Here is a 20,716-nt window from a genome sequence, read left to right as displayed (position 1 = left end):
GCTCCGGGGGCCGTCGGCTCAGGCCGCCTCGGTCATGCCGGACGGCCCCCGGAAGGTGCGCCGGTACGCGTTCGGAGTCGTCCCCAGCGAACGTACGAACTGATGGCGCAGCGCCGCCGCGTTCCCGAAGCCGGTCCGTCCGGCGATCGTGTCGACGGTCTCGTCCGAGGTCTCCAGCAGGTGCTGCGCCAGCAGCACCCGCTGCCGGAGCAGCCAGCGGTACGGGGTGGTGCCGGTCTCCTGCTGGAAGCGGCGGGCGAAGGTCCGGGGCGACATGTGGGTCTGGGCGGCCAGTTGCTCCACGGTCATCTCCTCGTCGAGGTTGCGCTCCATCCAGACGAGCGTCTCGCCGACCGTGTCGCACCGGGTGCGGGGCAGCGGACGCTTGATGTACTGCGCCTGCCCCCCGTCCCGGTGCGGGGGGACCACCATGCGGCGTGCCAGGGCGTTCGCGACGGCGGGTCCGTGCGCCTGGCGAACCAGGTGGAGGGCGGCGTCGATGCCGGCGGCCGTACCCGCCGAAGTGATGACCGGGCCCTCGTCCACGTAGAGCACGTCCGGCTCGACCCGCGCCTTCGGGAAGCGGCGGGCCAGCTCGTCAGAGTGCCGCCAGTGGGTGGTGCAGCGGCGTCCGTCCAGCAGTCCGGCGGCGCCGAGGACGAAGGCGCCTGAGCAGACGCTCAGCACCCGGGCGCCGCGCTCCACGGCCCTGCGCAGGGCGTCGAGGACCTCCTCGGGGTACTCCCGGTCGATGAAGTGACTCCCCGCGGGGACGGTGATGAGGTCGGCCTCCTCCAGACGCTCCAGTCCGTGCGGGGTGGTGATGGTGAAGCCGGCGTGGGTCCGGAGGACCGGCCCCTCGGCGGACACGACCGCGAAGTCGTACACCGGCAGCCCGTCCTCGGACCGGTCGAGGCCGAACACCTCGCACACGACGCCGAGTTCGAAGGGATGTATCTCGTCGAGAAGCAGGGCGGCGACATTCTTCAGCATGACGCCAGTGTGGCAGCAATTCGATGGTCAGTGGCAGTCCTGCCACTGACGAAATCCCGGCGCGCGGACGACAGTAGAGCCATGAACACATTCCTGAGCTACCTGGCCGTAGCCGCACTTTTCGCCCTCGTCCTGCTGCCCGCGCTCGGCGGCCTCGCGCGGGAGCGCCGGATCGACCGCGAGCTGAGGGACGCCCGGCGGCGCGGAGGGGAGACACCCCGGGGAACGACGGACGCCGCACGGCCGGTGGCGGCCGCACGGCGCCCGTACGTCAGGTCCTGGGCGGCCAGGACCTAGAAGTCGTCGTCGAAGCCGACGGACCCCTCCACCGCCACCTGGTACGCGGAGGGGCGGCGCTCGAAGAAGTTGGTCAGCTCCTGCACCCCCTGGAGCTCCATGAACGAGAACGGGTTCTCGGAGCCGTAGAGCGCGGGGAAGCCGAGCCGGGTCAGCCGCTGGTCGGCCACGCACTCCAGGTACTGGCGCATCGACTCGGTGTTCATACCGGGCAGGCCCTCGCCGCACAGATCCCGGCCGAACTGCAGCTCCGCCTCGACGGCCTCCCGCAGCATGTCGGTGACCTGCTGCCGGAGCTCGTCGTCGAAGAGCTCGGGCTCCTCCTTGCGGACGGTGTCCACGACCTCGAAGGCGAAGTTCATGTGCATCGTCTCGTCACGGAACACCCAGTTGGTGCCCGTCGCGAGACCGTGCAGAAGACCGCGCGAGCGGAACCAGTAGACGTACGCGAACGCGCCGTAGAAGAACAGCCCCTCGATGCAGGCCGCGAAGCAGATCAGGTTGAGCAGGAAGCGCCGGCGGTCTGCCTTCGTCTCCAGCCGCTCGATCTTCTCGACCGAGTCCATCCACCGGAAGCAGAACTGCGCCTTCTCGCGGATCGAGGGGATCTCCTCGACCGCGTCGAAGGCCGCCGCACGGTCCTCCGGGTCGGGCAGGTAGGTGTCGAGCAGTGTCAGATAGAACTGGACGTGCACGGCCTCCTCGAACAGCTGGCGTGACAGGTAGAGCCGCGCCTCGGGCGAGTTGATGTGCTTGTACAGCGTCAGCACGAGGTTGTTGGAGACGATCGAGTCACCCGTCGCGAAGAACGCGACCAGACGGCCGATCATGTGCTGCTCACCGGGGGAGAGCTTCGCGAGGTCGGCGACGTCCGAGTGGAGGTCGACCTCCTCGACGGTCCAGGTGTTCTTGATCGCGTCCCGGTAGCGCTCGTAGAAGTCCGGGTAGCGCATGGGGCGCAGGGTCAGTTCGAAGCCCGGGTCGAGCAGGTTCTTGTTCTCGGATGTGCTCATCACTGGCAGGCCTCGCAGGACTCGGGGTTTTCCAGGGAGCAGGCGAGGGCGTCCGCGTCGGGAGCCGACGCCTGCTGTGCGGGGACGGCGGCTGGCGGTGCCTGCCCGGTCGCGGCGCGGGCGATCCGGGTCGCCGGGCGCGAGCGCAGGTAGTACGTCGTCTTCAGCCCCTGCTTCCAGGCGTACGCGTACATCGAGGAGAGCTTGCCGATCGTCGGCGTCTCCAGGAAGAGGTTCAGCGACTGGCTCTGGTCGAGGAACGGCGTACGCGCCGCCGCCATGTCGATCAGGCCGCGCTGCGGGATCTCCCACGCGGTGCGGTACAGAGCCCGCACGTCCTCGGGGATCCAGGCGAAGCCCTGTACGGAGCCGCTCGCCTCGCGCAGCGCCTCGCGGGTCCGGGCGTCCCAGACGCCGAGCTTCTTCAGCTCGTCCACCAGATAGGCGTTGACCTGGAGGAACTCGCCGCTGAGCGTCTCGCGCTTGAAGAGGTTGGAGACCTGCGGCTCGATGCACTCGTACACCCCGGCGATCGAGGCGATCGTCGCCGTCGGCGCGATGGCGAGCAGCAGCGAGTTGCGCATCCCGGTCCTGGCGACCCTGGCGCGCAGCGCGTCCCAGCGCTCCGGCCAGTTCAGCCCGGTGTCGTAGTGGTCGGGGTGCAGCACGCCCCGGGCGGCACGGGTCTCGGACCAGGCCGGCAGCGGGCCGGACCGCTCCGCGAGATCGCAGGAGGTCTCGTAGGCGGCGAGCATGATCCGCTCGGAGATCCTCGTGGACAGCGCTCGTGCCTCGGGTGAGTCGAACGGCAGGCGCAGCTGGAAGAACACGTCCTGGAGGCCCATCGCGCCCAGGCCCACCGGGCGCCAGCGGGCGTTGGAGCGGCCGGCCTGCTCGGTCGGGTAGAAGTTGATGTCCACGACGCGGTCCAGGAAGGTCACCGCGGTGCGGACGGTGGCGTCCAGCCGCTCCCAGTCGATGGTGCCGTCCGCGACGAACGCGCCGAGGTTGACCGACCCGAGGTTGCAGACGGCGGTCTCGCCGTCGTCCGTGACCTCCAGGATCTCGGTGCAGAGGTTCGACGAGTGGACGACACGGCCCGGCTCGGCGGTCTGGTTGGCCGTGCGGTTGGAGGCGTCCTTGAACGTCATCCAGCCCTGCCCGGTCTGCGCGAGGGTCCGCATCATCCGCCCGTACAGCTCACGCGCCGGCATCGTCTTGCGGGCCAGCCCCTTCGCCTCTGCCGCGCGGTAGGCCGCGTCGAACTCGTCGCCCCACAGGTCCACCAGCTCGGGGGTGTCCGCCGGGGAGAACAGCGACCACTCGGTGTCCGCGTCGACGCGGCGCATGAACTCGTCCGGGATCCAGTGCGCCAGGTTGAGGTTGTGCGTGCGCCGCTGGTCCTCACCGGTGTTGTCGCGCAGCTCCAGGAACTCCTCGATGTCCGCGTGCCAGGTCTCCAGGTAGACCGCGGCCGCCCCCTTGCGCCGGCCTCCCTGGTTGACGGCCGCGACGGAGGCGTCGAGCGTCTTCAGGAACGGCACGATGCCGTTGGAGTGCCCGTTGGTCCCCCGGATGAGTGAACCCCGGGCCCGGATGCGGGAGTAGGAGAGCCCGATGCCGCCCGCGTGCTTCGAGAGACGGGCCACCTGGTGGTAGCGGTCGTAGATCGAGTCGAGCTCGTCCAGCGGAGAGTCCAGCAGATAGCAGGAGGACATCTGCGGGTGCCGGGTGCCGGAGTTGAAGAGGGTGGGGGAGGAGGGCAGGTAGTCGAGCCTGCTCATCAGGCCGTACAGCGCGGCCACTTCCTCCAGGGCACGCTCGGAGTTGTCCTCGGCGAGGCCTGCGGCGACCCGCAGCATGAAGTGCTGCGGGGTCTCGATGACCTGGCGGGTGAGCGGGTGACGCAGCAGGTACCGGCTGTGCAGCGTCCGCAGCCCGAAGTAGCCGAAGCGGTCGTCGGCGCCGTCGGCGAGCGCCCGGTCGACCAGCGCGTCGAGGGCGGCGGCGTGCAGCGTGACGAACTCGGCCGTACGGTCCGCGATCAGACCCTCGCGGTGCCCGACGGCGACAGACGCCGAGAAGGAGACAGCGCCCTGGCCGGCGGCCTCGTCCGCGACGGCCCGGGTGAGGAGCCGGGCGGCGAGCCGGGAGTAAGCCGGGTCCTCCGAGATCAGGCCGGCGGCGGCCTCGGTGGCCAGCGAGCGCAGCTCCGCCTCGTCCGACCGGGCGCTGCGGCCGCGCAGCGCGGCGGCGGCGACCCGTCCGGGGTCGGTGTCGGGGAGATCGGCGGTGAGGCCGGTCAGGGTCCGCAGCAGGGCGGTCCCGGGCGCGTCGGTCGTACGGCCTTCGGGTTCCGCGGCTGAAACCGGGTCGGCTGGCGCGATGGTCACTGGGGCTATCCCTCGCTCGGCTCGGGGCCTGCGGGAGCGGGGCAGCCGGACACATGGACACCCGGGGGAGGGCAGCGCGGTGCGCACGGCGTCCACCGGCCCTCCGCGGGGCCCGGACGTCTCTGCGTCCGGTTCGGTCGAGCCGGACGCACTGTCGACAGGTCTTCGGACTCCGCGGTGCGCGAACGCGCACCGGTCACACCGTTGCGGGACAGTTCCGGATTCGCACCGGATTCCCCTGCGGCGACAGCGAGGTCGAGCATACATGTGGGGGCCGCCGATTGCGGCGGCCCCCACATGTAGTGTCGCGGAGGGTCAGAAGGCCAGACGGAACGTCAGGAGGGTGAAGCCCGGCAGGGGGCTCCAGTCCCGCTCCGGAGTCCGTACGAAGCCGAGGCGACGGTAGATCCGGTGGGCTGCCTCCATGGACGACTGGGTCGACAGGACGACTCCGGAGACCCCTTCGGTGGCGCGCGCCCGGTCGACGCACGCCCGTACGAGCGCTTCGCCGGCGCCGCGCCCGCGTGCCTCCGCGGAGACGGCCAGCATCCGGAACTCGGCTTCGTCCCGGCCGGCGATGTCCGCCCAGGGGCCGCCGGGCGCGACATAGGTGACACCGCCCAGAAGCGCGCCGTCCCCGTCCACCGCGGCCAGCACGACGGCCTCGGCGGCCCGTCGACCGACGGCGCGGAGCTGCTCCAGATAGGGGTCGTCGGCGCCGAAGTCCAACAGCCCGTCGCCGAGGTACGCCTGCGCGGTCATCTCGCCCAGGGCCTCGTGCTCCTCGGCGCGCACCGGTCTGACCGAGATATCCATGGGCGCCAGTCTGCCCCGGGCGGCACGCCCGGCGCACTCCCTTTCCCGGACGGGTCGGTCCACACATGACTCCGTCCCGGCGGGGCGGACCCCGCCGGGACGGAAGACGTCGTGCCGAGGGGTCAGTGACCGCCCGGGGCGCCCACCGTGGCGGGCGGGAGCTGCTCCTGGACGCCAGGGTCGCCGGCATCGGCCGTGTAGTCGGACGGCGAGGTCTCGTCCACGCCGGCCGGTGCCTTCACGGCGTTGAGGACGAAGGTCAGCACGACCACCACGATGATGTTCAGCACGATCGCGGTGAGACCGATGTAGCCGATCTCGCCGATGCCCGGGATCTCCTTCGAGGACCCGCCGAAGTGCTTCTGGGTCGGGCTGGCGACGCCGTACGCGGCCACCGTGCCGTAGATCATGCCGACCGCCCAGCCGGCGATCAGGGCCCAGCGGTGGAACCACCGGGTGAACAGACCGCCCACCAGGGCCGGCATGGTCTGGAGGATCCAGATGCCGCCCAGCAGCTGGAAGTTGATCGCGACCGTCTTGTCCATGGTGAGGACGAAGGCGAGCGCGCCGACCTTGACCAGCAGTGAGACCAGCTTGGAGACCTTGGTCTCCTGGGCGGGGGTCGCGTCGGGCTTGATGAAGTCCTTGTAGATGTTGCGGGTGAAGAGGTTCGCCGCGGCGATCGACATGATCGCGGCGGGCACGAGGGCGCCGATCCCGATCGCGGCGAAGGCCACGCCCGCGAACCAGTCGGGGAACATGTTCTCGAACAGCTGGGGGATCGCGAGCTGTCCGTTGTCCACCTTGATCCCGGCGGCGATCGCCATGAACCCGAGCAGGGCCAGCAGACCCAGCATCAGCGAGTACAGCGGCAGGATCGTGGTGTTGCGACGGATCACCTCACGGCTGCGGCTGGAGAGCGTCGCCGTGATCGAGTGGGGATACATGAAGAGCGCGAGCGCCGAGCCCAGCGCCAGGGTGGCGTAGCCCCACTGGCCCATGTCGCCCGGGACGAGGCCGGCCACCGGCTTGCCCGCGGCTTCGTTCTTCGCCGAGAACGCCTCGCTCGCCTTGGCGAAGATGTCGTCGAACCCGCCGAGCTTGATCGGGATGTAGATGATCGCCACGGCGATGACCAGGTAGATCAGGCCGTCCTTGACGAAGGCGATGAGGGCGGGCGCGCGCAGTCCCGAGGAGTAGGTGTACGCGGCGAGGACGGCGAACGCGATCAGCAGCGGCAGGTCCTTGATGAACCAGTGCGTGTTCTCGCCGCCGCCGACGCCCATGACGTCCAGCACGGCCTGGATGCCGACGAGTTGGAGCGCGATGTACGGCATCGTGGCGAGGATGCCGGTGAGGGCGACCGCCAGCGAGAGCCCCTTGGAGCCGAAGCGGCCACGGACGAAGTCCGAGGTGGTGACGTAGCCGTGCTTGTGCGAGACCGACCACAGGCGCGGCAGGAAGGTGAAGATCAGCGGGTAGACGAGGATCGTGTACGGGACGGCGAAGAAGCCGGCCGCACCCGCCGCGTAGATCGCCGCGGGCACAGCGACGAAGGTGTACGCCGTGTACAGGTCGCCGCCGAGCAGGAACCAGGTGACCCAGGTGCCGAACGACCGTCCGCCCAGACCCCATTCGTCGAGACTGGCCTCGTTCTCGGCCTTGCGCCAGCGCGCGGCCATGAATCCGATGACCGTCACGGCCACGAAGAAGAAGATGAACACGGCGAGTGCCACGCCGTTCACGCCGTCCTTCATGCGGACGCACCTCCCTTGCGGGCGCGCTGGTCACGCTGCCACAGCTTGTAGGCGACCATGGTGAGGGAGGTCGAGATGAGCACCCACAGCATCTGGTACCAGTAGAAGAACGGGATGCCGATGAAGGCCGGGTCGACCTTCGCGTACGAACCGACCCAGAGCATCGCCACGAACGGTGCGATCAGGCAGAGCGCGATCGCCACCCTCATGGGTGTCACTGTCGGTGCTGTCGGTGGGTTCGCACCGGTTTCTTCTGACATGCGGCGACTCCGTCCCCTCGCTGATCACCTGTGTAATGCGCAGGAAATCTAGGCGAGAGGTCCGGCCACCGTCACCCCCCGTCCGCATTGCGGTCCTGCAACGGTCCGGTGTCGTCCGGAATGACCGGTCCCCCCGCACGCGCCGGGGGGACCGACCGTACGGGTGTCTCAGTCCGTGGGACGCTTCAGGCGGGCCACGAACTTGTACCGGTCGCCGCGGTACACCGAGCGCACCCACTCCACCGGTTCGCCGTCCCCGTCGATCGAGTGCCGGGACAGCATGAGCATCGGGAGGCCGACGTCGGTGCCCAGCAGCCCGGCCTCGCGCGGTGTGGCCAGAGAGGTCTCGATGGTCTCCTCGGCCTCGGCGAGCCGGACGTCGTACACCTCGGCCAGCGCGGTGTAGAGCGAGGTGTACTTCACCAGCGAACGGCGCAGCGCCGGGAAGCGTTTGGCCGAGAGGTGGGTGGTCTCGATGGCCATCGGTTCACCGCTGGCGAGCCTGAGCCGCTCGATCCGCAGCACCCGCCCGCCCGTCGTGATGTCCAGCAGTCCGGCGAGCGTGTCGTCCGCGGTGACGTAGCCGATGTCCAGCAGCTGGGACGTGGGCTCCAGGCCCTGGGCGCGCATGTCCTCGGTGTACGAGGTGAGTTGCAGCGCCTGGGAGACCTTCGGCTTGGCGACGAAGGTGCCCTTCCCCTGGATGCGTTCCAGCCGGCCCTCGACCACCAGCTCCTGGAGGGCCTGGCGCACCGTGGTGCGCGAGGTGTCGAACTCCGCGGCCAGGGTCCGCTCGGGCGGCACCGGGGTGCCGGGCGGCATGGTGTCCGTCATGTCGAGGAGATGGCGCTTGAGCCGGTAGTACTTCGGGACGCGTGCCGTACGCGCGCCCGCGCCGGTATCACCCGTACTGCTGCCCCCGTCGGCACCCATGGCCCGCCTTCCCGACTGCTGCGTTGCTGCCGTCACCGGCTCCTCCGTCTGTCGCGGCTCACATGGTGGCACGGCCTCGTCACGGGTCGTCGCCCTCCCTCAGGTGTCGGTCCGATAACGGACGCGAGTGCACTTCTTATACACCCTTGACACCCCTAAAGGTCTAGGCCAAGCTCCCGGTACTGGTCTAAACCATTAAAGACCAGGTCCCAGCCCCACAGGTAGCGCCAGGCGTACGTCTTCGCGGTGGGCGGGGGGTTGCTGGTATCCCTGAGGAGGGTGTGGCATGAAGCGCAAGCTCATTGCGGCAGTAGGCGTCGCGGCGATGATGACCGGTATCGCGGCGTGTGGTGGGGACAGTAATGACAACGCCTCGAAGGACCCGAAGGACCGTACCGAGAGCCTGACGGTCTGGCTGATGGTCGACGCGCAGAGCACCTGGCCGGAGCTGGTCAAGGACGTCAACGCGCAGTTCAACAAGAAGTACCCGAAGGTCAAGGTCGACGTCCAGTACCAGCAGTGGGCGGACAAGGCCAAGAAGCTCGACACGTCCCTCGGTGGCGACAAGTTCCCGGACGTCGTCGAGCTCGGCAACACCGAGACGATGCAGTACATCCTCAACGGCGCGCTGGCCGAGATCGACCCCAAGAAGTACGACAACTCGGACACCTGGATCAAGGGTCTGAAGGACACCTGCACCTACGAGGGCAAGCAGTTCTGCGTGCCCTACTACGCGGGCGCGCGTGTCGCGGTCTACAACAAGGACATGCTCAAGAAGGGCACCGGCAGCGACGCCCTCCCGCAGACCGAGGACGAGATGCTCACCGCGCTCGACAAGGTCTCGGCCGAGTACAACAAGAAGGACAAGCGCTTCTCGTCCCTCTACCTGCCGGGCCGTTACTGGTACGCGGCCATGTCCTACGTCGCGGGCTACGGCGGCTCCATCGCCGAGTACGACGAGGGCGCGAAGGAGTGGAAGGGCAACCTCTCCGCCCCCGAGTCCCAGAAGGGCATCGAGCACTTCGTCAACCTGGTCAAGAAGTACAACAAGGCCGACCAGACCAAGGACGAGCAGGACCACGCCAACGTCATGGCCAACGAGAAGGCCGCCCTGATCTACGGCAACGGCTGGGAGGCCGGCTCCGTCGTCGACGGCGCCAACAACGGCAACCCGAAGCTCGAGGGCAAGATCGGTACGGCCGGTATGCCGGGCCCGAACGGCAAGGCCCTCCCGTCCTTCATCGGCGGTTCGGACCTCGCGGTGACCGCCAAGTCCAAGGTCACGGACCTGGGTGAGGAGTGGGTCTCCCTCTTCACCAGCGAGAAGTCGCAGGAGGTGCTCACCGCCAAGAACATCCTCCCGAACAACGAGAAGCAGCTCGAGCCGCTGAAGTCCAAGCCGGAGACGGCCGCCGTCGCCAACGCGGTGCCGGACGCCTGGTTCACGCCGATCGCGCCGGGCTGGACGTCCATCGAGAAGGAGGAGGTCCTGGAGAACATGCTCCTGGAGATCCTCAAGGGCGCCTCGGTGGCCGACGCCGCCAAGAAGGCCGACGGCAAGATCAACGAGCTCATCAACAAGTAGTCCCCGGGCCTTCGGCTCTCCAGGCGGGGGTCCGGCGAACACCGGGCCCCCGCCTCCCTTTTCTCAGGTAGGAACGCCGTGATTCCCGGGTGCAGACCCCCGGAATCCCGATGGAAGGTCAGTCACGTGACTGCTGCCGACACCAAGGCCGCCGGTCCACCGGTCCCCGTACCGCGTGCCCCGGAGAAGACCGGGATCTCGCCATCCGGACAGGAAGCCGACGGGCCCCGACCGAAGAGACGGCGGAAGAAGGGCGAACTCCTCCCCTACCTCCTGATCCTGCCGGCGATCCTGGCCATCGCCGCCGTGTACGTCTACCCGCTGGTCAAGACCGTGATCATGTCCTTCCAGGACCTGGGACGGGCGGCCCTCTGGGGCAACGGCGAGACCCCGTGGGTCGGCTTCGAGCAGTTCACCAACATCCTCGGCGATCCGGAGTTCTGGGCGGTCGTCGGCCGGACCGTCGTCTTCATGACCATCTGTGTCGCGCTGACCATGGGCATCGGCCTGCTGATCGCCCTGATGATGCTGAAGGTCTCCACCTGGGTGCGGCTCGTCCTCACGGTGGCCCTGATCGCAGCCTGGTCCATGCCGCTCATGGTCGCCGCCTCGGTCTTCCGCTGGCTCTCCGACTCCGACTACGGCCTGATCAACACCCTGCTCGCCGACCTCACCGGCGACGAGGACCGGTGGCTCGGCCACAACTGGTTCCTCGACCCGTGGCAGGGCTTCGGCATCATCACGCTCCTGGTCGTCTGGGGCGCCATCCCGTTCGTCGTGATCACGATGTACGCGGCCCTCACCCAGGTCCCCAAGGAACTGGAGGAGGCGGCCTCCCTCGACGGAGCCACCGCGTTCGGCGTCTACCGCTACGTGACCTGGCCGGTCATCAAGCCGGTGTTCACGATGGTCGCCACGCTCTCGGTCATCTGGGACTTCAACGTGTTCGGTCAGATCTGGCTGCTGCGCGGCAACAAACCCGAACCCGAGTACGAGACCCTCGGCCTCTACTCCTTCTCCAAGGCGTTCGAGTCCACCTCCTTCAGCCAGGGCAGCGCGATCGCACTGATCACCGTCCTGATGCTCTCCGGCGTCGCCGTGTACTACCTGCGCCAGCTGATCAAGACGGGAGAGGTCGAATGAGCGCCTCCACGCCCACGAACGCGCCGGCCCAGGTCCTGCGGCCCGACCGCAGGCGGAACCGCCTCGGCTACAACATCCTGGCGCTGGTCACGGCCGCGCTCATGGCCTTCCCGGTCTACTGGCTGATCGTCAGCTCACTGCGCCCCAACCACGAGATCCGGTCCTACGACCAGACCCTGTGGCCGTCCTCCCTCACCTTCGACAACTTCGCGCGCGCGGTGAAGCAGGACAACTTCGTCACGGCGATCCAGTCGAGCCTCATCGTCTCCGTCACCGCCGTCGTCGGCGGAATGATCATCGCGACCCTCGCGGCCCTCGCCATCGGTCGCTTCCGCTTCTTCGGGCGGAAGGCGCTGATGATGGTCATGATCCTGGTCCAGATGCTGCCGCCGACCGCGATGCTGATCCCGATCTACCTCCAGCTCAACGCGCTGGGAGGCATCGACGAGTACTGGGGTCTCATCGTCGTCTACCTGGTGTCCACGCTGCCCTTCGCGACCATCATGATCCGCGGGTTCGTGATCAACATACCCGTGGAGCTCGAGGAGTCCGCGATGGTGGACGGCTGCACCCGCATGGGGGCCTTCCGCCGGGTCATCTTCCCGCTGCTGGCGCCGGGGCTCGCGGCCGCGTCCATCTTCGCGCTGGTCAACGCCTGGAACGAGTACCTCTTCGCCTACATCCTGATCAACGACAACTCCAAGTACACGCTCAACGTGTGGCTGATGACGTTCACGACGGAACGCGGTACGGACTACGGCGCGCTGATGGCTGCCTCCACCCTCATCTCCATCCCGGTCGTCATCTTCTTCATGATCATTCAGGGGAAGATGGCTACGGGGCTCACCTCCGGCGCCGTGAAGGGATAGGCAGCCCCATGACCACCCTCGTATCCACCACGGACACCGTCACGCGTGACGCGCTGGCCGTCCTCCAGCCGGGCTTCACCGGCACGACAGCCCCGGACTGGCTGCTGCGCAGGGTCGGCGAAGGTCTGGCCTCAGTCGGGCTGTTCGGCCGGAACATCCACTCGCCCGAGCAGCTCGCCGCGCTCACCGCCCGGCTGCGGGCCGAGCGGGACGACGTGCTCGTCGCCATCGACGAGGAGGGCGGTGACGTCACCCGGCTGGAGGTCCGCAGCGGCTCGTCCTTCCCCGGCAACCTCGCCCTCGGCGCCGTGGACGACGTGGACCTCACCCGGGCCGTCGCCCGCGAACTCGGCCGCCGGCTCGCCGCGTGCGGGGTCAACCTCAACTGGGCCCCGTCAGCCGACGTCAACTCCAACCCGGGGAACCCGGTCATCGGCGTACGCTCCTTCGGCGCCGGCACCGGGCTCGTCGCCCGGCACACCGCCGCCTACGTCGAGGGCCTCCAGGCCGCCGGTGTCGCCGCGTGCACCAAGCACTTCCCGGGGCACGGCGACACGGCGGTCGACTCGCACCACGCGCTGCCGCGCATCGATGTGGACCTGGACACGCTGTACACCCGTGAGCTGGTGCCTTTCCGGGCCGCCGTCGCAGCGGGTTCCAAAGCGGTGATGAGCGCCCATATCCTGCTTCCCGCACTGGACCCGGACCGGCCCGCGACCCTGAGCCCCCAGATCCTCACCGGTCTGCTCCGCCGGGAGCTGGGCTACGACGGGCTCATCGTCACCGACGGCATGGAGATGGACGCCATCGCCGGCACGTACGGCATCGAGCGCGGATCCGTCCTCGCCGTCGCCGCGGGCGCCGACGCCATCTGTGTCGGCGGCGGTCTGGCCGACGAGGACACGGTGCTGCGGCTGCGTGACGCCCTGGTGGCGGCGGTGCGCAGCGGTGAACTGCCCGAGGAGCGGCTCGCCGACGCGGCCGCACGCGTACGGGCCCTCGCGTCCTGGACGCAGGAGGTCAGGGGGGCTGTCCCGGCGCCGGGCGCGGAGGAGCAGGAGGGGACCGCACCCGGCGCCCGAGCCGGCGTCGGACTGGTCGCGGCCCGCCGCGCCGTGACGGTCACGGGCACCGGCGAGCCGCTGGACGGGCCGCCGTACGTCGCCGCGTTCACCCCGGTCGCCAACATCGCGGTCGGCGACGAGACCCCGTGGGGTGTCGCGGCCGAGCTGTCCCGGATCCTGCCCGGCACCGAGACGGGGACCTACGGCGGCGGGAGCGTGTCACCGGCTGCCGAGGTGCTGAGGGCCGCGGGGGAGCGGCGCATCGTCGCCGTCGTCCGTGACGTCCATCGTCACGGGTGGATGAGCGAGGCGCTGGACGAGGTGCTGGCGGCCCGTCCCGACACCGTCGTGGTCGAGATGGGGCTGCCGGTGGCACCGCCGCGGGGCGCGCCGCACGTCGCCACGCACGGCGCCGCACGGGTGTGCGGGGTCGCGGCGGCGGAGGCGATCACCGGTACGGGCGCCTGAGCCCGGAAGGGCCGACGCGCGAGGGCCGGGTCACCGTCAGGGGTGACCCGGCCCTCGCGCGTGCGGAAGCCCTACAGGCCCTGCCACCGCGGCTTCGCCGCGAAGGTCGCGCGGAAGTAGTCCGCGAGCTTCAGCTTGGACGCCGCCGCCTCGTCGACGACCACCGTGGCGTGCGGGTGCAGCTGCAGCGCGGAGGCCGGCACGACCGAGGCGATCGGGCCCTCGACCGTCCGGGCCACCGCGTCGGCCTTGCCTTCGCCGGTGGCCAGCAGGATCGGGTGGCGTGACTCCAGGATCGTGCCGATGCCCTGGGTGATGACGTGGCGGGGCACCTGCTCGATGTCGTCGTCGAAGAAGCGGGCGTTGTCGATCCGGGTCTGCTCGGTCAGCGTCTTGATGCGGGTGCGGGAGGCGAGCGAGGAGCACGGCTCGTTGAAGCCGATGTGTCCGTCGGTGCCGATGCCGAGCAGCTGGAGGTCCACGCCGCCCGCCTCCGCCAGCGCCTTGTCGTAGGCGTCGCAGGCGGCCTGCACGTCCTCGGCCGCACCGTCCGGCCCCATGAAGGACTTCTCGGACAGGCCCAGCGGCTCGATGACCTCGCGCAGCACGACCGAGCGGTACGACTCGGGGTGTCCGGGGGGCAGTCCGACGTACTCGTCGAGCTGGCAGATGCGGGCGCGGCCGGCGTCCACGGCGCCGGAGCGGACCTTGGCCGTCAGGGCCTGGTAGACGGGCAGCGGGGTCGAGCCGGTGGCAACGCCGAGCAGGGCGTCGGGCTTGCGGCTCAGCAGTGCCGCGACGGCCTCCGCGATGAGCTCGCCGCCTGCCGCGGCGTCCGGGACGATGACAACTTCCACGCTGTGCCTGCCGATCTGGAGAGTGGCGTCATGTGGACTAGACCAATTGTGGGGCCCAATCTAGCAGAACGGCGTAGCACGGAGGTGAACCGTCCACGGGTACGTCGCTGGTTTCCGCCCTGTCGGCGGACGGCCCCGTCCGCGAGGTGAAAGCGCTCCGGACGACTCCGTCCGTGCGGGGAGGAGCTCCCGGAAACACCCGCGGGCCGCGGCGCCGGGACGGGACCCTCAGCCCGTCCGGCACCGCAGCCCGGAGCTTCCTGGCCGGCGGTGTGCGGTGCCTCCGGCCACTTGAGGCGCCGGCGCAGTCAGGGCAGAGAGCGCCGGGTGCCTCGGTCCGCCCCCCCTGTGCGGGGAGGGCGGAGGTCTGTCGCGCGGGGGCCGCGTCCTGGTCGTCGTACCCCTACGTGGTGCATTGTGGACTAGACCATTAGGCCGTGTCCATCCGTCGTCGCGGACATTCTTCCGACCGCGCACGCCCTTGCACAGTGTCACGCATCCGCCGCCCGATCGGTTCGGAACCTCCTCGATTCCACGGGTACGCTCGCACACGTGCCCTCCATGAACGACCTCGTCCGCCAGCACACCGCTCTGAGTGACACCGACCTCGAGTGGCTCCATCTGCTGGTCTCGGAGTGGCAGCTGCTCTCCGACCTGTCCTTCGCCGACCTCGTCCTGTGGGTGCCCACCCGCGACGGGACCCGCTACGTGTCCGTGGCCCAGATGCGGCCCAACACCGGCCCCACCTCCTATCAGGACGACATGGTCGGCCACCTCGTGCCGCGCGGCCGCCGGCCGCTGCTGGACGCCGCCCTGGACGAAGGGCGCATCGTGCGCGAGGGGGATCCGGAGTGGCGGGAGGAGGTGCCCGTCCGGGTCGAGTCCATCCCCGTGCGCAGGGAGGGCCGGATCCTCGGCGTCATCGCCCGCAACACCAACCTCCTCACCGTCCGTACGCCGTCGAGGCTGGAGCTCACCTACCTCCAGTCCGCCTCCGACCTGGCGCAGATGATCGCCGCCGGTACCTTCCCGTTCCCCGGCCAGCAGGTCGACATGGACGCCTCGCCCCGCGTGGGGGACGGGCTGATCAGGCTCGACGCCGACGGGGTCGTGCAGTACGCCAGCCCCAACGGCCTCTCCGCCTACCACCGGCTGGGCCTGGCCTCGGACCTCGTGGGCCACCACCTCGGCGCGACCACCGCCGAACTCGCGCCGTCGCGCGGCCCGGTGGACGAGGCCCTGGTGAAGGTGGCGAGCGGGTACGCGCCACGGGAGTTCGAGGTCGAGGGAGCCGGTGGGGTCATCCAGCTGCGTGCGATCCCGCTCAAGCCCAAGGGGGTGCGCATCGGGTCGCTGGTGCTGCTCCGGGACGTCACGGAACTGCGGCGCCGTGAGCGGGAATTGATCACGAAGGACGCCACCATCCGGGAGATCCACCACCGGGTGAAGAACAACCTCCAGACCGTGGCCGCCCTGTTGCGGCTCCAGGCGCGCCGGATGGACTCGGAGCGGGGTCGTGAGGCGCTCAACGAGGCCGTGCGGCGCGTCGGTTCGATCGCCATCGTCCATGAGACGCTGTCTCAGAATCTGGATGAACGGGTCGAGTTCGACGAGATCGCCGACCGGGTGATCGCGATGGTCGCCGAGATCTCGCCCGGAAAGGTCACCTGCCGCCGGACCGGACGTTTCGGGGTCCTGGACGCGGAAGTGGCCACGCCGCTCTCGATGGTGCTCACCGAGGTGCTGCAGAACGCGCTGGAGCACGCGTTCACCGTGGCCGAGCAGGGCGCGGTGGAGGTGTCCGCGGTGCGCGGCGGCACGTCGGCCGAGACCCGGCTGCTGATCACCGTGACGGACGACGGACGCGGGCTGCCCGAGGGGTTCGACCCGCAGAAGGCCGGCAACCTGGGCCTGCAGATCGTGCGGACGCTGGTGGAGGGTGAGCTGGGCGGCACGTTCGGGATGGTCCCGGCCCCGGTGCGCGGCACCCAGGTGGTGCTGGACATCCCCGTGCAGAACGACAAGTAGCGGAAGGCCGGTTCCCCGGCACACAGCAGTGGGCCCGGACCGTGGTGACGGTCCGGGCCCACTGCGTGGTGCTCACGATGCGATGCGCTTCGGGGGTACTGCGCGCTGCGACTCGAAGGCGGGGCTGTGCGTACGCTCTGTACGCGCCGCCTGGCTGAGGCTCGTCGTACGGGGGGCGTCGGTCAGGCGCTGGCGTTACGCGCCCGGTTGCGAGCGGCGCGGCGCTTCATTGCGCGGCGCTCGTCCTCACTGAGGCCACCCCAGACGCCGGAGTCCTGGCCGGACTCGAGCGCCCACTGCAGGCACTGCTCCATGACGGGGCAGCGACGGCAGACGGCCTTGGCTTCCTCGATCTGCAGCAGCGCAGGACCGGTGTTGCCGATGGGGAAGAACAGCTCGGGGTCTTCCTCACGACAAACGGCGTTGTGACGCCAGTCCATGGCTGCTACCTCTCCTTGGTATTACATGCTGGTGCTTGTGAATGTGAACGCTTTCACGAATCCCCCCGCAGACGAAGGTCCGACGCCCAGATGAGCTGGATGTGGTCCTGTTGTGGTGAGGAGGGGTTCTGGCTCTCAGTGGAGGCCGATGTTGCGGGCCGTCCCGATCGCCATGTAGAGATTCGCAAACCTCGGCGGCGGATACAACCCCTTCTGGAAAGTTTTTTTTGATTCCTCGGTGTCGACTAGGTCACAGCCGTACTTCTAAGGGGTGGGGGACAGCCCAAACGTTCGAGTTAAAGGACTTTGGCCCCATCCACTCACACAATCACACGCAGTGCACGGCGTACGCCTGTGAACGTCACGCTCGTACGCAGTCCCAGGTGGTCACCGTCCATCTGGAAGGGCAGCGGCGCCTTTGAATGCAAGGTGAAGTCCGTGAGGTCGTGAAGCGACACGGCGTGCTTGCCGTGCGGCCCCTTCTCGGGGCTCGAAGTGAGCAGCTGGGTGGCGTACCGGGTCACGGCGGGGGTGGACAGACGCTTGAGGCCGAGGACGTCCAGGGCGCTGTCGAAGGACGCCTTCGGGGAGGCGTACAGCGGGCGGTTGCCCAGGTAGGTCCAGGGTGCGGTGTTGCAGATTATCGACAGCGCGAGGTCGGTGACCGGGTCCTGTCCGGGCACGTCGAGGGTGATCATGCCGTTGCGCCGGTGGGGGTCGTCCATGAACTGCCGGAGCACCTGGCGTACGTACAGGGCGTGGGTCGACCGTTTGCCCAGCTCGCGCTTCTGTTCGACCCGCCCGATGACTCCGGCATCGAATCCGAGTCCCGCGCAGAAGGTGAACCACCGCCCGGGCACGGCCTCGTCCGCCGTGCCCGGGGTGCCGGCCGCGAGGCCGAGGCCCACCGTGCGCTCGCTGCCGTCGGCGAGGGCGTCCAGGATGGCGCCGGTCGCCTCGACAGCGTCGTTGGGAATGCCCAGGGCCCGCGCGAAGACGTTCGTGGAACCGCCCGGGACCACGGCCAGGCTCGGCAGGCCCTCGGGGTCCGGGCCGTCGTGCAGCAGGCCGTTGACCACCTCGTTCACCGTGCCGTCGCCCCCGAGGGCGACCACCAGGTCGATGTCGTCGGAGTCGGCCGCCCGGCGTCCCAGGTCCCTGGCGTGACCGCGGTACTCCGTGGTCACGGTCTCGATCTTCATCTCGCTCGCGAGGGCGTGGATCAGCACGTCACGTGTCCGCGCACTGGTAGTGGTGGCAGCTGGGTTGACCACGAGGAGTGCGCGCATGCACGCCAGGGTACCTACCGCGCGGTACCGCCCTGAAGTCCCGATCCGACGGGTTCACCAGTGGTCACGCAGGGTGACTTCCCGGCCCGCCGCGCTGCCCCGGCTTCGCTTTCGGCGGGCCGGGGTGCGAATCTGAAGGGTGTGAGCACTCAGCAGAACACGCCCGCCCCGTCCCCCTCGGCCGGAACGGAGAAGCCGGGCCGGATCGCCGCCCTGGCGGCGCTCAACGCGCTCGAGGGCGCGGCGCTCGTCATCGGCGGGATCTACATGCTGGCCGTCGGCCTCCTCGGGCGTCCCGAAAGCGTCCAGCAGGCCGAGATGGGCGGACTCACGCTGGTGGCGCTCGGTCTGATCCCGCTCCTCGCCGCCCGCGGGCTGCTGCTGCGGCGGAGCTGGAGCCGCGGTCCCGCGCTCATCACCCAGCTCATGGCGCTGCCGGTGGCGTGGACGCTGTTGCGGGCCCAGGGCGCGCTGATCCCCCTGGGCATCGTCCTCGCGGTGGTCGCCGTGACGGCCCTCGTGCTGGTGCTCGACCCCGCGACCACGAGGGCGCTGGGCATCCGGGGGCCGCGGACGACCCCCGACGCCTGACCCCGGCGGCCCCGCGTCCCGCCGGCTACTCCTCGACGAGCAGCCGCTCGCGCAGCTGGGCGAGCGTGCGGGCCAGCAGGCGCGAGACGTGCATCTGGGAGATGCCCACCTCCTGCGCGATCTGCGACTGGGTCATGTTGCCGAAGAAGCGCAGCAGCAGGATCCGCTTCTCGCGCGGCGGGAGGTCCTCCAGCAGCGGCTTGAGCGACTCGCGGTACTCGACGCCCTCCAGCGCCTCGTCCTCGGAGCCGAGGGTGTCCGCGACCGCCGGGGACTCGTCGTCCGTGTCCGGGACGTCGAGCGAGAGCGTGCTGTAGGCGTTGGCCGACTCCAGCCCCTCCAGGACCTCCTCCTCGGAGATGCCCAGGCGCTCCGCCAGCTCGTGCACGGTGGGCGAGCGGCCGTGCTGCTGGGAGAGCTCGGCGGTGGCCGTCGTGAGCGACAGCCGCAGCTCCTGGAGGCGCCGCGGTACCCGCACCGCCCAGCCCTTGTCCCGGAAGTGCCGCTTGATCTCGCCGACGACCGTGGGGGTCGCGTACGTCGAGAACTCGACTCCGCGGTCGGGGTCGAACCGGTCCACCGACTTGATCAGGCCGATGGTGGCGACCTGGGTCAGGTCGTCCAGCGGCTCGCCGCGGTTGCGGAACCTGCGGGCCAGGTGCTCCACGAGCGGCAGGTGCATCCGCACCAGCCGGTTGCGGAGCTCGGCCTTCTCGACCGAGCCGTCGGGAAGCGCGCGGAGCTCGACGAAGAGCGCCCGCGCCCCACTGCGGTCGTGTGGATCGTGGTGCCCGTGCTCGCTCATCCGGCCCGCCCGCTCCACCTGTGGCTGCTCAGGCGCGGCCGGACGGCCCTGCGCCTCGTCCGCGCCGTCCGCCCCGCCCTCCGGATGCGGCCGGGCCTGCTGCTCCGGAAGGGCCGCCGGGCGCACCGCCCCCGACCGGATCGTCTCGTCCCGCACAGGACCGTCCCCGTTCCCGTCGCTCACGCCGGCCCGGGTCCCGCGCCGCGCTGTTTGTAGAGGCTGATGCTGACCGTACGGTCGTCGGCGACCGTGGAGTCGACCTTGCCGGCCAGCGCGGAGAGCACCGTCCAGGCGAAGGTGTCGCGCTCGGGGGCGCGGCCGTCCGTCGTGGGGGCCGAGACGGTCACCTCGAGGGAATCGCCGACGAGCCGGAACACGCAGCTGAGGACGGAGCCCGGCACGGCCTGCTGAAGCAGGATCGCGCAGGCCTCGTCGACCGCGATGCGAAGATCCTCGATCTCGTCGAGAGTGAAGTCCAAGCGCGCTGCGAGACCGGCCGTGGCCGTTCGCAGCACCGACAGGTAGGCACCCGCAGCGGGCAGCCGGACCTCTACGAAGTCCTGGTTCCCGGGCTCGCCTGCGATCTGGGACACCCTCACCTCCAAGGTGGCACAAACTCGTTCGAGGCTCCGGGACGGGTGCCCGGGGCCGTGCGGTCCGTCGTCGGTCCTCGTGGGCCGGCGACGCTGTCGCGCCCCATGATGCCGTGTCGCCGGGACCGTAACCCCATGATTACTCATGGTAGGCACATGAGTACGTACAGTGGCTAGAGGTCTGCGGCGGTCAATTGCGAAGAACGGGCGCCGGTTTGACGTACCCAGGCCTCAGACGATCGAACCGTCCACGAAGCACCAGCGCCAGCTCTCGGCGCATTCGAAGCTGCGCATGACCGGATGTCCGGTCGCCTCGAAGTGGGCCGTGGCGTGCTTCAGGGGCGAGGAATCGCAGCACCCGACGTGCCCGCAGACCAGACAGAGCCGCAACTGCACGGGATGGGTGCCGGCCACCAGGCACTCCGGGCAGGTGTCGTCGAGCGCGACGGGCTCGGGGCGCGGCAGTTCGGATACATGCAGGCACTCACTCATGATGGCCACGTTACGTCGGATGTGAGGACT

General features: G+C 69.6%; 20 protein-coding genes and 1 riboswitch. Of the genes, 7 read left to right on the top strand and 13 right to left on the bottom strand.

Annotated elements, in window-relative coordinates:
• Nucleotides 1-18: 18 nt before the first annotated feature.
• A complete protein-coding gene (locus tag LWJ43_RS10640) occupies nucleotides 19-993 on the bottom strand; it encodes a GlxA family transcriptional regulator (RefSeq protein ID WP_277332040.1) in 975 nt (324 codons plus the stop codon).
• A gap of 81 nt (nucleotides 994-1,074) precedes the next feature.
• Here LWJ43_RS10640 and LWJ43_RS10635 point away from each other — a divergent pair, with 81 nt between their 5' ends.
• Nucleotides 1,075-1,290, top strand: coding sequence for a hypothetical protein (locus tag LWJ43_RS10635; protein ID WP_277332039.1), 216 nt, complete (start codon nucleotides 1,075-1,077; stop codon nucleotides 1,288-1,290).
• Here LWJ43_RS10635 and LWJ43_RS10630 read toward each other — a convergent pair.
• The 6 genes from LWJ43_RS10630 to LWJ43_RS10605 form a co-directional block, all read right to left on the bottom strand.
• Entirely contained in the window at nucleotides 1,287-2,303 is a 1,017-nt protein-coding gene (locus LWJ43_RS10630; protein WP_277332038.1) for a ribonucleotide-diphosphate reductase subunit beta, read from the bottom strand. The two genes, LWJ43_RS10635 and LWJ43_RS10630, sit on opposite strands and share 4 nt — an antisense overlap.
• The gene (locus LWJ43_RS10625) at nucleotides 2,303-4,696 is read right to left on the bottom strand and encodes a ribonucleoside-diphosphate reductase subunit alpha (RefSeq protein ID WP_277332037.1); all 2,394 of its coding nucleotides are present in this window, start codon (nucleotides 4,694-4,696) and stop codon (nucleotides 2,303-2,305) included. Before LWJ43_RS10625 ends, LWJ43_RS10630 begins: the two co-directional genes overlap by 1 nt.
• Before the next feature lie 139 nt (nucleotides 4,697-4,835).
• A riboswitch (cobalamin riboswitch) is annotated at nucleotides 4,836-4,959 on the bottom strand.
• A 52-nt stretch (nucleotides 4,960-5,011) separates the two neighbouring features.
• Nucleotides 5,012-5,512, bottom strand: coding sequence for a GNAT family N-acetyltransferase (locus tag LWJ43_RS10620; RefSeq protein WP_277332036.1), 501 nt, complete (start codon nucleotides 5,510-5,512; stop codon nucleotides 5,012-5,014).
• Nucleotides 5,513-5,634: 122 nt separating this feature from the next.
• Complete coding sequence (gene mctP, locus LWJ43_RS10615; protein ID WP_277332035.1) at nucleotides 5,635-7,269, bottom strand: monocarboxylate uptake permease MctP; 1,635 nt, start codon at nucleotides 7,267-7,269, stop codon at nucleotides 5,635-5,637.
• A complete protein-coding gene (locus LWJ43_RS10610; protein ID WP_277332034.1) occupies nucleotides 7,266-7,478 on the bottom strand; it encodes a DUF3311 domain-containing protein in 213 nt (70 codons plus the stop codon). The genes mctP and LWJ43_RS10610 overlap by 4 nt, the downstream gene beginning before the upstream one ends.
• Nucleotides 7,479-7,697: 219 nt before the next feature.
• On the bottom strand, nucleotides 7,698-8,462 hold the full coding sequence (locus LWJ43_RS10605; RefSeq protein WP_277335858.1) for a GntR family transcriptional regulator: 765 nt from the start codon (nucleotides 8,460-8,462) through the stop codon (nucleotides 7,698-7,700).
• Between the two features lie 286 nt (nucleotides 8,463-8,748).
• On the opposite strand from LWJ43_RS10605, the gene LWJ43_RS10600 reads away from it, so the two are divergent.
• The 4 genes from LWJ43_RS10600 (at nucleotide 8,749) to LWJ43_RS10585 (ending at nucleotide 13,591) form a co-directional block, all read left to right on the top strand.
• Nucleotides 8,749-10,047, top strand: a complete 1,299-nt coding sequence (locus LWJ43_RS10600; protein ID WP_277332033.1) for a sugar ABC transporter substrate-binding protein — start codon at nucleotides 8,749-8,751, stop codon at nucleotides 10,045-10,047.
• A 126-nt stretch (nucleotides 10,048-10,173) separates the two neighbouring features.
• Nucleotides 10,174-11,190 (top strand): carbohydrate ABC transporter permease, encoded by a 1,017-nt coding sequence (locus LWJ43_RS10595; RefSeq protein ID WP_277332032.1) that lies wholly within the window; start codon nucleotides 10,174-10,176, stop codon nucleotides 11,188-11,190.
• Nucleotides 11,187-12,059 (top strand): carbohydrate ABC transporter permease, encoded by an 873-nt coding sequence (locus LWJ43_RS10590; protein ID WP_277332031.1) that lies wholly within the window; start codon nucleotides 11,187-11,189, stop codon nucleotides 12,057-12,059. Before LWJ43_RS10595 ends, LWJ43_RS10590 begins: the two co-directional genes overlap by 4 nt.
• Nucleotides 12,060-12,067: 8 nt before the next feature.
• Nucleotides 12,068-13,591, top strand: coding sequence for a glycoside hydrolase family 3 protein (locus LWJ43_RS10585; protein WP_277332030.1), 1,524 nt, complete (start codon nucleotides 12,068-12,070; stop codon nucleotides 13,589-13,591).
• Between the two features lie 71 nt (nucleotides 13,592-13,662).
• On the opposite strand, the gene nagB is transcribed toward LWJ43_RS10585, so the two are convergent.
• Nucleotides 13,663-14,448: a glucosamine-6-phosphate deaminase gene (nagB, locus tag LWJ43_RS10580; protein WP_277332029.1), complete on the bottom strand. Its 786-nt coding sequence runs from the start codon at nucleotides 14,446-14,448 to the stop codon at nucleotides 13,663-13,665.
• A 561-nt stretch (nucleotides 14,449-15,009) separates the two neighbouring features.
• On the opposite strand from nagB, the gene LWJ43_RS10575 reads away from it, so the two are divergent.
• Entirely contained in the window at nucleotides 15,010-16,476 is a 1,467-nt protein-coding gene (locus LWJ43_RS10575) for a sensor histidine kinase (RefSeq protein ID WP_277335857.1), read from the top strand.
• Nucleotides 16,477-16,658: 182 nt separating this feature from the next.
• Here LWJ43_RS10575 and LWJ43_RS10570 read toward each other — a convergent pair whose 3' ends face one another.
• Together LWJ43_RS10570 and LWJ43_RS10565 are read right to left on the bottom strand one after the other, a co-directional pair.
• Nucleotides 16,659-16,916 (bottom strand): WhiB family transcriptional regulator, encoded by a 258-nt coding sequence (locus LWJ43_RS10570; protein ID WP_003953983.1) that lies wholly within the window; start codon nucleotides 16,914-16,916, stop codon nucleotides 16,659-16,661.
• 320 nt (nucleotides 16,917-17,236) lie between these two features.
• Nucleotides 17,237-18,205, bottom strand: coding sequence for a diacylglycerol/lipid kinase family protein (locus LWJ43_RS10565; RefSeq protein ID WP_277332028.1), 969 nt, complete (start codon nucleotides 18,203-18,205; stop codon nucleotides 17,237-17,239).
• Nucleotides 18,206-18,346: 141 nt separating this feature from the next.
• Here LWJ43_RS10565 and LWJ43_RS10560 point away from each other — a divergent pair, with 141 nt between their 5' ends.
• Nucleotides 18,347-18,796, top strand: a complete 450-nt coding sequence (locus tag LWJ43_RS10560; protein ID WP_277332027.1) for a hypothetical protein — start codon at nucleotides 18,347-18,349, stop codon at nucleotides 18,794-18,796.
• Nucleotides 18,797-18,821: 25 nt separating this feature from the next.
• On the opposite strand, the gene LWJ43_RS10555 is transcribed toward LWJ43_RS10560, so the two are convergent.
• From LWJ43_RS10555 to LWJ43_RS10545, 3 genes are all read right to left on the bottom strand, one after another.
• A complete protein-coding gene (locus LWJ43_RS10555) occupies nucleotides 18,822-19,757 on the bottom strand; it encodes an RNA polymerase sigma factor SigF (RefSeq protein WP_277335856.1) in 936 nt (311 codons plus the stop codon).
• Nucleotides 19,758-19,780: 23 nt separating this feature from the next.
• Complete coding sequence (locus tag LWJ43_RS10550) at nucleotides 19,781-20,194, bottom strand: ATP-binding protein (RefSeq protein WP_014154139.1); 414 nt, start codon at nucleotides 20,192-20,194, stop codon at nucleotides 19,781-19,783.
• Between the two features lie 231 nt (nucleotides 20,195-20,425).
• Nucleotides 20,426-20,686, bottom strand: a complete 261-nt coding sequence (locus LWJ43_RS10545) for a UBP-type zinc finger domain-containing protein (RefSeq protein ID WP_277332026.1) — start codon at nucleotides 20,684-20,686, stop codon at nucleotides 20,426-20,428.
• Nucleotides 20,687-20,716 lie beyond the last annotated feature (30 nt).

It is taken from the genome of Streptomyces sp. JH34, assembly GCF_029428875.1.
Lineage (GTDB): Bacteria > Actinomycetota > Actinomycetes > Streptomycetales > Streptomycetaceae > Streptomyces.
Note: the sequence above shows the minus strand (reverse complement) of the source record. Positions and strands in the feature narration are given on the sequence as shown.

Coding starts and splice junctions, on each gene's coding strand:
- LWJ43_RS10640 (WP_277332040.1), bottom strand. CDS start 993: ATGCTGAAGAATGTCGCCGCCCTGCTTCTCGACGAGATACATCCCTTC.
- LWJ43_RS10635 (WP_277332039.1), top strand. CDS start 1,075: ATGAACACATTCCTGAGCTACCTGGCCGTAGCCGCACTTTTCGCCCTC.
- LWJ43_RS10630 (WP_277332038.1), bottom strand. CDS start 2,303: ATGAGCACATCCGAGAACAAGAACCTGCTCGACCCGGGCTTCGAACTG.
- LWJ43_RS10620 (WP_277332036.1), bottom strand. CDS start 5,512: ATGGATATCTCGGTCAGACCGGTGCGCGCCGAGGAGCACGAGGCCCTG.
- mctP (WP_277332035.1), bottom strand. CDS start 7,269: ATGAAGGACGGCGTGAACGGCGTGGCACTCGCCGTGTTCATCTTCTTC.
- LWJ43_RS10610 (WP_277332034.1), bottom strand. CDS start 7,478: ATGAGGGTGGCGATCGCGCTCTGCCTGATCGCACCGTTCGTGGCGATG.
- LWJ43_RS10605 (WP_277335858.1), bottom strand. CDS start 8,462: ATGGGTGCCGACGGGGGCAGCAGTACGGGTGATACCGGCGCGGGCGCG.
- LWJ43_RS10600 (WP_277332033.1), top strand. CDS start 8,749: ATGAAGCGCAAGCTCATTGCGGCAGTAGGCGTCGCGGCGATGATGACC.
- LWJ43_RS10590 (WP_277332031.1), top strand. CDS start 11,187: ATGAGCGCCTCCACGCCCACGAACGCGCCGGCCCAGGTCCTGCGGCCC.
- LWJ43_RS10585 (WP_277332030.1), top strand. CDS start 12,068: ATGACCACCCTCGTATCCACCACGGACACCGTCACGCGTGACGCGCTG.
- LWJ43_RS10575 (WP_277335857.1), top strand. CDS start 15,010: ATGAACGACCTCGTCCGCCAGCACACCGCTCTGAGTGACACCGACCTC.
- LWJ43_RS10570 (WP_003953983.1), bottom strand. CDS start 16,916: ATGGACTGGCGTCACAACGCCGTTTGTCGTGAGGAAGACCCCGAGCTG.
- LWJ43_RS10565 (WP_277332028.1), bottom strand. CDS start 18,205: ATGCGCGCACTCCTCGTGGTCAACCCAGCTGCCACCACTACCAGTGCG.
- LWJ43_RS10545 (WP_277332026.1), bottom strand. CDS start 20,686: ATGAGTGAGTGCCTGCATGTATCCGAACTGCCGCGCCCCGAGCCCGTC.